The sequence below is a fragment of the Nocardia sp. 149-1B genome, assembly GCF_057747975.1.
The window spans coordinates 4,477,245-4,488,713 of the sequence record NZ_CM173233.1; the positions used below are offsets into that span (position 1 = coordinate 4,477,245).

The window sequence follows — 11,469 nt, forward strand, 5'->3', positions numbered from 1 at the left end:
AAGGCTACTGTTCCCGACTCCGCCGGATGGCTCAGGATCGCTTGGAGGTGGACTTCTTGGCTGCCGCCTTCTTCGTGGCCGCCTTCTTCGTGGCGGTCTTCGTGGCGGCCGCCTTCTTGGCCGGAGCCTTCTTCGCGCCCTTCGCCGCCTTCTTGGCGGGTCCCTTGGCCCGGCGCTCGGCGAGCAGCTCGGCCGCCCGCTCGATCGTGATCGACTCCACCGAGTCCTCCTTGCGGAGGGTGGCGTTGTACTCGCCGTCGGTGACGTACTCGCCGAACCGGCCCGCCTTGACCACCACGGGCTGTCCGGACACCGGGTCGTTGCCGAGCTCCTTGAGCGGCGGCGCGGCGGCGGCCCGCCCGCGCTGCTTGGGCTGGGCGTAGATCCGCAGGGCCTCGTCGAGCCCGATCGAGAGCAGCTGGTCCTCGGAGGTCAGGGACCGTGAATCGGTGCCCTTCTTCAGGTACGGGCCGTAGCGGCCGTTCTGGGCGGTGATCTCCTCGCCGTCCTCGGCGACGCCGACCACGCGCGGCAGCGACAGCAGCTTCACCGCGTCGTCGAGCGTCACCGTGTCGAGCGACATCGACTTGAACAGCGAGCCGGTGCGCGGCTTCGCCGACTTGGGCGCGTCCTCGGGCAGCACCTCGGTGACGTACGGGCCGTAGCGGCCGTTCTTCGCCACCACCTCCAGACCCGACTCCGGGTGCACACCGAGCTGGATCTCCTCGCCGGCAGGATTGGCCAGCAGCTCCTTGGCGCGCTCGAGGGTGAGCTCGTCGGGCGGGAGGTCGTCGGGCACGTTCGCGCGGCGGGCGTACGCCGTGCCGTCGTCGTCGGGGCCCTCCAGGTAGGGGCCGTAGCGGCCGACCCGGAGGTTGATCCCCGAGTCGGGTCCGCCGACCGGGAACGTCGCGAGCTCGCGGGCGTCGATGTCACCGAGACCGTCCACCAGCGGCTTGAGGCCCACGACGGACTCGGAGCCGAAGTAGAACTCGCTCAGCTCCGACTGCAGGTCCTTGCGACCCCCCGCGATCTCGTCGAGGACGTCCTCCATGCCGGCGGTGAACTCGTAGGACACCTGCCGCGGGAAGTGCTCCTCCAGCAGCCGGGTCACCGAGAACGCCAGCCACGCCGGCACCAGCGCGGTGCCCTTCTTGTAGACGTAGCCGCGGTTGAGGATCGTGCCGATGATCGAGGCGTACGTCGAGGGCCGGCCGATCTCGCGGTCCTCGAGCTCCTTGATCAACGTGGCCTCGGTGTAGCGGGCCGGCGGCTTGGTCTCGTGACCGCTGGCCGCCAGCGAGGCCGCGGCCACCGGGTCGCCCTCGTGCAGGTCGGGAAGCGGCACCTGGTCGTCGTCGCTGCGCTTGCCGCCCTCGGTGCCCTCGACGTACGCCTTGAGGAAGCCGTGGAAGGTGATCACGCGACCGGAGGAGGCGAAGACGACGTCGCGGCCGTCGGCGGCGGAGCCACCGATCCGCACCGACACCGACTGCCCGACGGCGTCCTTCATCTGCGAGGCCACCGTGCGCATCCAGATCAGCTCATAGAGCCGGAACTGCTCGCCGGTCAGGCCGGTCTGGGCCGGGGTGCGGAACGACTCGCCCGCCGGGCGGATCGCCTCGTGCGCCTCCTGGGCGTTCTTGACCTTGCTGGCGTAGGTCCGCGGCGCGTCGGGGAGGTACTCCGCGCCGTACAGCTCGCGCACCTGCGCCCGCGCCGCCTCCACCGCCCCGCCGGACAGCGTGGTGGAGTCGGTACGCATGTAGGTGATGAAGCCGTTCTCGTAGAGCCGCTGGGCGACCGACATCGTCACCGAGGCGCTCATGCCGAGCTTGCGGCTGGCCTCCTGCTGGAGCGTGGTCGTGCGGAACGGCGCGTACGGCGAGCGCCGGTAGGGCTTGGCCTCCACGGAGCGGACGTCGAACGTCGTGTCGCTCAGCGCCGCGACGAGGCCCTCGGCGGTCGCGCGGTCGAGGTGGACCCGCTCGCCCTTCTTGCTCTTGAGCAGGCCGTCCGCGCCGAAGTCGGCGCCGCCGGCGACCCGGCCGCCGTCGATCGAGTGGAGCTTGCCCGGGAACATCCGAGGCTCCTTGCTCGCCCCGGCGTCGAACGTGCCCTCGAGGTCCCAGTACGACGCGACCCGGAACGCCATCCGCTCGCGCTCGCGGTCGACGACCAGCCGGGTCGCGACCGACTGGACGCGCCCGGCGGACAGGCCGGACATGACCTTCTTCCACAGCACCGGGCTGACCTCGTAGCCGTAGAGCCGGTCGAGGATGCGGCGCGCCTCCTGGGCCTCGACGAGGTCCATGTCGAGCTCGCGGGGATGCTCGGCGGCGTCGAGGATCGCCTGCTTGGTGATCTCGTGGAACACCATCCGCTTGACCGGGATGTCCTTCTTCGGCTTGAGCTCGTCGAGCAGGTGCCAGGCGATCGCCTCGCCCTCGCGGTCCTCATCGGTGGCGAGGTAGAGCTCGTCGGCGTCCTTGAGCAGGGACTTGAGCTTGGAGATGTGGGACTTCTTGTCGCGCGGCACCACGTAGTAGGGCTCGAAGCCGTGATCGACGTCGACGGCGAGCCGACCCCACGGCTTGTCCTTGATCTTCGCCGGGGTGTCCGCGGCGCTCTGCGGAAGGTCGCGGATGTGGCCGATGGAGGACTCGACGACGTACCCCTGGCCGAGGTACCCGCCGATCGTGCGGGCCTTCGCCGGGGACTCGACGATCACCAACTTGTGTGCCACGAGGTGTTTCTCCTGCTTCCTGCGGACGAGGTGCGCCCTATCGAGAGGGCTCACGGCCGAACACGGTAGCGCGTGCCACCGCCGCGGCATCCGCCCGCGTCTCGCCGAGGCCGTCTGGCCCACCCCTCAACGTTCCGGCCTCCCCGGCCGTCAAGGGAGAGTAGGTGAGAGGGACGACCACCCGACTCGGAGGCGAGAGTGACCCAGGACCTGGACCCGGACTTCGCGGAGTTCGCAGCCGTGCAGACCCGATCGTTGCTGGGCTTCGCCCACGCCCTGACCGCCAACCAGCACGACGCCTGGGACCTGACCCAGGAGACGCTGGCTCGGATGGGGGAGCGTTGGGGCCGCTCGCGGTTCGACGAGCCGGCGGCGTACGCCCGCACCGTGATGGTGCGGCTCAACATCGACCGGATCCGCCGGCTGCGCCGGGAGCTGCCACTGCTGGGAGCGCCGTCCGAGGACCCACCGGTCGAGCTCGTCGGCGAGCTGGACGCCTGGCTCGTCGAGGCGCTCGCGACCCTCTCGCCCCGGCAGCGCACCGCGCTGGCGTTGCGGTACGTCGAGGACCTCGACGTTCGTGGCATCGCCGAGCGGATGGGCTGCTCGGAAGGAACCGTGAAGAGCCAGCTGTCCCGCGGGACCGAGCGGCTCCGAGAACACGCGCGCGAGCACGGCCCGCTGCGCACCACCACGGCACGAGAGGACTGACCCATGACCGAGGAGCAGATCAAGGACGGCTACGCGCGGCTGGGCACGGCCCTCGCGCCGCCCCTGGACGTCGCCGAGCGCGTGGGGCGCCGGTTGTCCGTACGCCGCCGGCGCCGCCGCGTCACGATGGTCGCCGGGACACTGGTCGCGGCCGTCGCGGTCGGTGGCGGAGTGGTCGCCGCCACGTCGGGCGACGACGGCCCGGGCCAGACGACCGCGGTCGACCAGCCGCCGGGGCCGTCCAGCACGCTCGTGATGACCCGGCCCGACGGCTCGACGTACGCCTTCCCCGACGTCACCATCAGCTGCGACCCGCCGGTCTCCGTCGACGGCCAGAAGATGGGCGACCCGGCGAAGGGCCGGATCTGGGCCTACAGCGCGATCGAGCCCAACGGGTCGCTCGAGAACAACGACGTGACCTTGAAGCACCCGTTCGTGTACGTCGAGGGCATCGTGGCGGAGCTCCAGGACGCCCCGACCTTCACGTTCCCGATCGAGCCGTCGAAGGCGACCGCCGACCTGCCGATCCTGCTGTTCATGGCCGACACCGAGGGCGCGAAGGACGGCAACGAGGTCTCGAGCGACGCGGGTGGCGAGACAGGAAGGGTCCGGGTCCTCGAGGCGTCCTGCGACCCGACGCCGGTGCTGCGGCTGGAGGTCGACGCCACGCTCGGGAGCGAGGAGAGCAAGCAGTCCCTCGACCTGGCGGGCGCCCTCAGCTGAGGGACCCCGCGGGGGCCTGTGGACGACGGGCCCGGATCGGGGGTGGGGCGTGCCAGCGTGGGCGCCCCACCCCGATCGGAGGTCCGATGTACCCCTACGACTCAACCTTCTCCCGCTTCGAGATCGACGACGAGGCGCCCCGGCTCGACCGGGTGACCCACCTCGTCTTCGTCGACGGCCGCCTCGTCGACACCTGGCGAGAGCCGGCGGTCGGCACCCAGTGGGAGGCGGTCGCCCGGCGCCACGACCGCGAGGCACAGCCTCCCCCGCCGCCACCGAAACCGCCCCACGAGCAGGTGTTGGAGTGGCTGGTCGACGTCTGCGGCAGCCGCGTGGCCGTCGACGCCCTCACCGACGAGCCGCTCGACGACGACGCGACCGACCTGCCGACGGAGTACGCCGACCGGTCCGGTGGCGACCGGATGGTCGCCACCGCGGAGCTGCTCGACGCGGTCGCGGAGCGCTGGTTCGACACCGAGACCTCCTTCGCGTTCCGCCACGCGCTGCTCGCGCTGTGGTCCGAGGTGCCCGAGACCGTCACCCGCGCCGCCACCGCCGGGCACCTGGCCGGCGGCATCTGCTGGGCGGTCGGCAAGGCCAACGGCCTGTTCCACCCTGCCGGGCCGCTGCGCGTCGGCGTCGTCCAGCAGGACCTCGCGCTCCGGTCGCCGATCTCCAGCTACGGCGGCACCGTGCGCACGGGCCTCTGGGGCTTCCGCGGCGGCGCTCGCGGCGCGTGGGGGCGCCCGCAGGCGTCCCCGACCTGCTGCCGCTCGGTCGGCCGGAGCTGCTGCTCGGCGCGACCCGGTCCCGGCTGGTGCGGATCCGCGAACGCGCACGGACCGCCGCGGCGGCGTGACCGCCGTGACCGGCGTGACGACCGGAGCGACCGGCGCGGTCAGGTGCCGAGGAAGCCCTCGGCGACCAGCGAGCGCACGGCTGGCAGGTAGTCCGCACAGGTCTGCTCCGCGTCGAGGTCGAGCAGCTGGGCCAGGGCGACCAGGATCTGTCGCACGCTCAGGTCGCCGTCGCAGGCACCCACCAGGGCCGCCTCGACGGTGTCGACCTGGCGGGCCCGGCGCAGCCCGCGCTGCTGGCGCAGCACGACGGTCTCAGGGTCCGCCGCACCCGGCTGGCCACTGGTCTCCTGGATCACGTCCGCGCGCACCACCAGGTGGGAGTCCAGGTCGACCGCGGTGTCGACAGCGGCGGCCCAGTCGCCGATCGCGGGCGCGATCGGCTGCTCCACGTCGTACGGCCAGGTGAGCAGCTCGCGGGCGTTGCCGCCGCTGCGGCGCAGGTTGATCCACCCGAAGCCGATGGCCTCGATGCCCTGGTCCTCGAACCACGAGAGCCAGGTGTCGTACCTCACCAGGTAGTCGCTCGACCCGTGCAGCCCCGCGTCCTTGAGCCACAGCTCGACGTACGCCGCGGGGTCGACCAGCTCGCGCTGCACCACGAAGGCGTCACAGCCGTCGGGGACCCAGCCCGCGATCCGGTCCTCCCAGGACCCGCCGCTCGGCACCACCCAGTTCGCCAGCACCTGGCACCAGCCGCCCTCGGCGAGGTGGTCCGGGGCGTGCCGGACGATGTGCTCGACGACGCGGTCGCCCGGGAGGCCGGAGTCGCGGTAGACCAGCTGCTCGCCCGTCGCCGGGGAGATCACGAACGGCGGGTTGGTCACGATCAGGTCGAACGTCTCGCCCGCCACCGGCTCGAAGAAGGAGCCCGACCGGACGTCGACCGGCGTGCTCAGGTCGTTGAGCGCGACGTTGAAGCGAGCGATCCTCAGCGCCCGTTCGTTGACGTCGGTGGCGACGACCGCGCCGCTGTGCCGGGCCAGGTGCAGGGCCTGCACGCCGCACCCGGTGCCGAGGTCGAGCGACCGGCCCACCCGCTCGCGCAGGGTGAGCTGGGCCAGCGAGGTCGACGCGGAGCTGATGCCCAGCACGTGCTGGGCGCCGACGCGGGCATGGCCACCGTCCAGCCCCGGCGTCAGGTCGCTGGCGACCCAGAGGTGCTGCTCGTCGGTCGCGTAGGGACGCACGTCGAGCCGGGCAGCCACCTCGCCGACCGTCTGCTCCACGAAGCCCTCGGCCGCGAGCCGGTCGACCAGTCCCGGGAGTGCCCGCTGCGCGGCGGCGAGCTCGACCGGTGCCTGCAGCAGGAACAGCCGGATCAGGGTCTCGAGGGGCCAGCCTCCCCCGGTGCGCCGCAGGCCCGGGGTGGTCTCGTTGCGCCCGAGGGCGGCATGCGCCTCGGGCCCGAGGATCTCGGCGACGGCGTCATAGGTGAATCCGGCCATCACGAGTGCGGCGCGCAGCCGCTGCGGGAGCTCCGAGATCGAGGGAGCGTTCACGACCAGAGCCTATGCCCCCCGAGCCCGAGGGCACCCCAGGTGCCAGTGACCCGGATGGACTAGACCGCGCCACCGTTCGGCCATCATCGACCAAGAACCATGGTGTTCGGGACCTAGGTCCCTTTACATTCCGACCACGGGCCCCTCCGGGAGGGGAGGGGCCGCATGGGGAGGACTGGCCAGCAATGCAGAGAATCGCCCGCGCCCTCGGCGCACTCGTCGTCACCGCACTCATCACCGCCGGGCTGGCGGTCGGGCTGTCCACGCCGGCCCAGGCCCATCCGCGCGTGGCCTCGCAGCGCGGCCTCCTGGGAGACGCCCTCGCGGCGATCACGGCTCCCCTGCTGAGCGGCGTCGGCGCCGTCGGCTCACCGCTCTCGCTGACGATGCCGACCTGGAGCCTGCCCGGCGTGACGACCACGACCACCTGGCTGAGCAACGGGACGCCGATCCCCGGGGCGACCGGCACGAGCTACACCCCGACTGCCTCCGACGCGGGTGCCGGCATCCAAGCACTGGTCACCGGCACCGTCCTGGGCCTGCTGCCGGTCCCGGCGTACAGCAACATCATCACGATCCCGCTCGGCGGCTCCGGCGGCTCGGGCGGCTCGGGAGACCCGGGCTCCGGCCTGCTGACGCTGCTCAGCGGGCTCGGTCTGCCCGCGAGCGCCGAGGTCGGGCAGCTGATCGCGCTCACCGACCCGGTCTGGAGCCTGCCGGGCGTGACCACCACCTATCAGTGGCTGCGCGACGGGACACCGATCCCGGGCGCCACCGGGCAGTTCTACGTGCCGGGCCTGGAGGACGCCGGGCACGCGGTGTCGGCGCAGGTGACCGGTGCGCTGCTGGGCATTCCCGGAGTCACGGTTCTCACCAACGCCTTGAACATCCCCCTGGCCGGCGGCTCCCGTGTGAACCCGGTCGCCGACGTCGCCATCAGCGGGACCAAGAAGATCGGCACGGCGCTCACGTTGACGGGCCCCACCTGGGACCCGGCCGATGCGACCAACAGCTACCAGTGGCTGCGCGACGCGAACCCGATCGCCAACGCGAACACCAAGACCTACCAGCTCACGCCGCTCGACTTCGGCCACGCGATCTCGGTGAAGGTGACCGGGCACAAGGAGGGGTACGTCGACAACACGATCACCAGCGACTCGATCGACCCGGTCCTCGGCGATCCGCTCCGGTTCGTCGACAAGCCCCGCATCTCCGGCACCGGCAAGGTCGGTCAGCAGCTGAGCGCGAACCCCGGCACCTGGTCGGGCGGCGGCGCGGACGGCGCGCTCCCGGCCTACGCCTACCAGTGGAGGCGAGACGGGGCACCCATCGCCGGGGCTGCCACGCAGACGTACCGGGTCCAGTCCGGCGACCTCGGGCACACCATCACGGTGACGGTCACGGCGACCCGCCCGGCCTACCAGCCCGGCACCTTCACGACCGCACCGGTCGCGGTCGGCAGGTTGGCGAGCTCGCTCAGGGCAACGCTGGCGAAGAAGACGATCCGGGCAGGCCAGAAGGCCGTGCTCACCCTGCTGCTCAGGGCGGCGGGCGTCTCGTCCCCGAGCGGTCCGGTGAAGATTCTGGACGGCAAGCGGGTGATCGCGACGGTGAAGATCGCGCCGGGCAAGCACGGCCGTGCGATCGCCAGGATCAAGAAGCTCAAGCCCGGCGTGCACAAGCTCCGGGCGACCTACGCCGGCAGCGCGTCGCTCGCCGGCGCCACCTCGAGGATCGTGACGCTGAGAGTCACGAGGTAGCCCCGACAACGACGTCGCCCCGCCCGAAGTGCTTCGGGCGGGGCGTCGTCATCTCAGGTGCCTAGTGGTGGCCGGGCGCCTCGAACTGCTGGGTCGGGGCGGGCTCGGCCGGCGGGGCCGCCGGGATCGGCGGCGGCGGGGGCGGCGGTGCCGGCGTGCCGGAGTCGTCACCACTCTCGATGTGGACCGGGCGCCGCTTGGAGATGTACACCGCCGTGACGATGCCCGCGAGGGCGGCCAGGGCGATCACCAGGCGGAGCGGGGTGTTGGCGTCCTCACCGATGGACAGCTTCACGACCGCGGACACGATCAGCAGCGACACCAGGTTCATCACCTTGAGCAGCGGGTTGATCGCCGGACCGGCGGTGTCCTTGAAGGGATCGCCGACCGTGTCGCCGATGACGGTCGCCGCGTGGGCGGGCGAGCCCTTGCCGCCGTGGCTGCCGTCCTCGACCAGCTTCTTCGCGTTGTCCCAGGCGCCACCGGAGTTGGCCAGGAACACCGCCATCAGGGTGCCGGTCGCGATCGCACCGGCGAGGAAGCCGGCCAACGGGCCGACACCGAGGCCGAAGCCGACGGCGATCGGGGCCAGGATCGCCAGGAGGCCCGGCGTCGCGAGCTCGCGCAGCGAGTCCTTGGTGACGATGTCGACGACCTTGCCGTACTCCGGACGACCGGTGCCCTCCATGATCCCGGGGATCTCCCGGAACTGGCGGCGCACCTCGTAGACGACCGCGCCGGCGGCACGGCCGACCGCGTTGATGGCGAGTCCGGCGAACAGGAACACCACGGCCGCGCCGAGCAGCATGCCGACCAGGATGTTCGGGTAGGAGGCGTTGAACGAGAAGGACTGGAGGGTGAGGTCGCCCACCTTGCCGGGGTCACCGACCTCCTTCACCGCGTCGCTCAGCGCGTTCGTGTACGAGCCGAACAGCGCGCTCGCCGCGAGCACGGCGGTCGCGATCGCGATGCCCTTGGTGATCGCCTTGGTCGTGTTGCCGACCGCGTCGAGCTCGGTGAGGATCTGCGCGCCGTGCTCGTCGACGTCACCGGACATCTCCGCGATGCCCTGCGCGTTGTCCGAGACGGGGCCGAAGGTGTCCATCGCGACGATCACGCCGACGGTGGTGAGCAGACCGCAGCCGGCCAGGGAGACCGCGAACAGCGCGACCTCGATCGAGCCCGAGCCGAGCAGGAACGCGCCGAACACCGCAGCACCGATCACCAGCGTCGTGTAGACCGCGGACTCGAAGCCGACCGAGAGGCCGGACAGGATCACGGTGGCGGCGCCGGTGAGCGAGGTCTTGCCGACGTCCTTGACCGGACGGTGGTCGGTGCCGGTGAAGTACCCCGTCAGTCCCAGGATCGCGGCGGCGAGCACGATGCCGATGAGCACCGCGCCGGCGGCCACCAGCCGCGGGCTGACATCGGCGTCGACCGTGGAGTTGGTCAGGTCACTGAAGTTGCCGGGCAGGTAGACCATGGCGAGCACGACGCTCGCGACCGCGCCGATGGCAGCGGAGATGTAGAACGCCCGGTTGATGGTCTTCAGACCGTTCTCACCGGGACGCGGCTTGCACAGGTAGACGCCGACCACGGCCGTGAGGGCACCGATCGCGGGGACCAGCAGCGGGAATACCAGGCCCTTGTCGCCGAAGGCCTGGGAGCCCAGGATCAGCGCGGCGACCAGCGTCACGGCGTACGACTCGAAGAGGTCCGCGGCCATGCCCGCGCAGTCGCCGACGTTGTCGCCGACGTTGTCCGCGATCGTCGCGGCGTTGCGCGGGTCGTCCTCGGGGATGTTGTTCTCGACCTTGCCGACCAGGTCGGCGCCGACGTCAGCAGCCTTGGTGAAGATGCCGCCGCCGACTCGCATGAACATCGCGAGCAGCGCGGCGCCGAAGCCGAAGCCCTCCAGGACGTGCGGAGCGTCCTCCTGGAACAGCATCACCACGACGCTGGCGCCGAGCAGGCCCAGGCCGACGGTGAGCATGCCGACCATGGCACCGGTGCGGAAGCCGATGTTCATCGCCGGGTCACGACCCTGGGTCTGCGCCGCGGCGGCCACCCGGAGGTTCGCCTTCACTGCCAGGGACATGCCGAGGTAACCGACACTGGCCGAGAATCCTGCTCCGACCAGGAAGAACACCGACCGGAAGATCCGGACCGTCGTGTCGTCGGCGGGCAGGGCCATCAGCGCGAAGAACGCGATGGCGGCGAAGATCGCCAACGTGCGGAACTGCCGAGTCAGGTACGCGTTCGCGCCTTCCTGCACCGCCTGCGCGATGTTCTTCATGTTGTCGGTGCCCTCACCGGCGGCAAGTACCTCCTGGCGGAACATCGCCGCCATCGCGAGCGCGCCAAGCGCGATCAATGCGACGACGATGACCAGGACGAGGTTGCCTCCGGAGACTTCCACGACAGCGGGAGCGATCCCCGTCATGTGCTTCCTCCTGGGAGAGTGATTCAGGTCTCACGGACGACGCGGAGTCTACGCACGGGCTGCCGGAGGGCACACGGATGTGACTCGGGACACACAGCGGGAGCGTGATGCACGCCGTACGGGATGGTTCGGCGCTGACGCTAGACCCGCCGCGCCGAGGGGGCGACGGGTCAAAGGACCTGAAAGGTTTGGGACGTCGGGGACGACCGGGAAGTCGGCTGAGGTCAGCTGCCGGCGAGGGCGGCGTCGGCGGTCTCGTGGATCACGAAGACCTTCGCGAGGCCGGTGATGCGGAAGATCTTGAGCAGGCGGTCCTGGTTGCACACGAGCTGGAGGGAGCCGTCGTGGGCGCGGACCTTCTTCAGGCCGCCGACGAGCACGCCGAGCCCGGTCGAGTCCAGGAACTCGACCTCTTCCATGTCGATCACGATGTCGTAGACGCCCGCAGCCACCAGCTCGGTGATCTTGTCGCGGAGCTTGGGGGCGGTGTAGACGTCGATCTCGCCCCCGACGGCAACGATGGTCTTCCCACCGGCGTCGCGCGTCGTCAGAGTCAGGTCCACCTAATGTCTCCCCGGTGCGGTTGTTCGGTTGCCGGACCAGGTCGCGGCAAGGAACCCCGACATCCGGCCTGCACAATGAAACCACGCCCGCGGCTCCCCGCGCACAAACTGGCCACAGTTCACCCGCGGGGCGGGCCAGCACAGGGTACGCCGGTCTCACCTCC

Annotated in this window: 8 protein-coding genes; 4 read left to right on the top strand and 4 right to left on the bottom strand. The window is 71.1% G+C overall.

Features of this window, described 5'->3' with window-relative positions; all coding sequences use genetic code 11:
- Positions 1–31: 31 nt before the first annotated feature.
- Positions 32–2,746, bottom strand: a complete 2,715-nt coding sequence (topA, locus tag AC3ANS_RS21445; RefSeq protein ID WP_488293601.1) for a type I DNA topoisomerase — start codon at positions 2,744–2,746, stop codon at positions 32–34.
- Between the two features lie 198 nt (positions 2,747–2,944).
- Between topA and AC3ANS_RS21450 the strand changes: the two genes are divergently transcribed.
- The 3 genes from AC3ANS_RS21450 (at position 2,945) to AC3ANS_RS21460 (ending at position 5,130) form a co-directional block, all read left to right on the top strand.
- On the top strand, positions 2,945–3,457 hold the full coding sequence (locus AC3ANS_RS21450) for a sigma-70 family RNA polymerase sigma factor (protein WP_488293602.1): 513 nt from the start codon (positions 2,945–2,947) through the stop codon (positions 3,455–3,457).
- A 3-nt stretch (positions 3,458–3,460) separates the two neighbouring features.
- Complete coding sequence (locus tag AC3ANS_RS21455; protein WP_488293603.1) at positions 3,461–4,180, top strand: hypothetical protein; 720 nt, start codon at positions 3,461–3,463, stop codon at positions 4,178–4,180.
- 86 nt (positions 4,181–4,266) lie between these two features.
- On the top strand, positions 4,267–5,130 hold the full coding sequence (locus tag AC3ANS_RS21460) for a hypothetical protein (RefSeq protein ID WP_488293604.1): 864 nt from the start codon (positions 4,267–4,269) through the stop codon (positions 5,128–5,130).
- Here AC3ANS_RS21460 and AC3ANS_RS21465 read toward each other — a convergent pair.
- Complete coding sequence (locus AC3ANS_RS21465) at positions 5,079–6,539, bottom strand: DUF7059 domain-containing protein (RefSeq protein WP_488293605.1); 1,461 nt, start codon at positions 6,537–6,539, stop codon at positions 5,079–5,081. The genes AC3ANS_RS21460 and AC3ANS_RS21465 overlap by 52 nt on opposite strands.
- A gap of 185 nt (positions 6,540–6,724) precedes the next feature.
- On the opposite strand from AC3ANS_RS21465, the gene AC3ANS_RS21470 reads away from it, so the two are divergent.
- Positions 6,725–8,299, top strand: a complete 1,575-nt coding sequence (locus AC3ANS_RS21470; RefSeq protein ID WP_488293606.1) for an Ig-like domain repeat protein — start codon at positions 6,725–6,727, stop codon at positions 8,297–8,299.
- Between the two features lie 61 nt (positions 8,300–8,360).
- Here AC3ANS_RS21470 and AC3ANS_RS21475 read toward each other — a convergent pair whose 3' ends face one another.
- Positions 8,361–10,742, bottom strand: coding sequence for a sodium-translocating pyrophosphatase (locus AC3ANS_RS21475; protein ID WP_488293607.1), 2,382 nt, complete (start codon positions 10,740–10,742; stop codon positions 8,361–8,363).
- Between the two features lie 224 nt (positions 10,743–10,966).
- A complete protein-coding gene (locus AC3ANS_RS21480) occupies positions 10,967–11,305 on the bottom strand; it encodes an anti-sigma factor antagonist (protein WP_296606428.1) in 339 nt (112 codons plus the stop codon).
- Positions 11,306–11,469 lie beyond the last annotated feature (164 nt).

Coding starts and splice junctions, on each gene's coding strand:
- AC3ANS_RS21475 (WP_488293607.1), bottom strand. CDS start 10,742: ATGACGGGGATCGCTCCCGCTGTCGTGGAAGTCTCCGGAGGCAACCTC.
- AC3ANS_RS21460 (WP_488293604.1), top strand. CDS start 4,267: ATGTACCCCTACGACTCAACCTTCTCCCGCTTCGAGATCGACGACGAG.
- AC3ANS_RS21455 (WP_488293603.1), top strand. CDS start 3,461: ATGACCGAGGAGCAGATCAAGGACGGCTACGCGCGGCTGGGCACGGCC.
- AC3ANS_RS21470 (WP_488293606.1), top strand. CDS start 6,725: ATGCAGAGAATCGCCCGCGCCCTCGGCGCACTCGTCGTCACCGCACTC.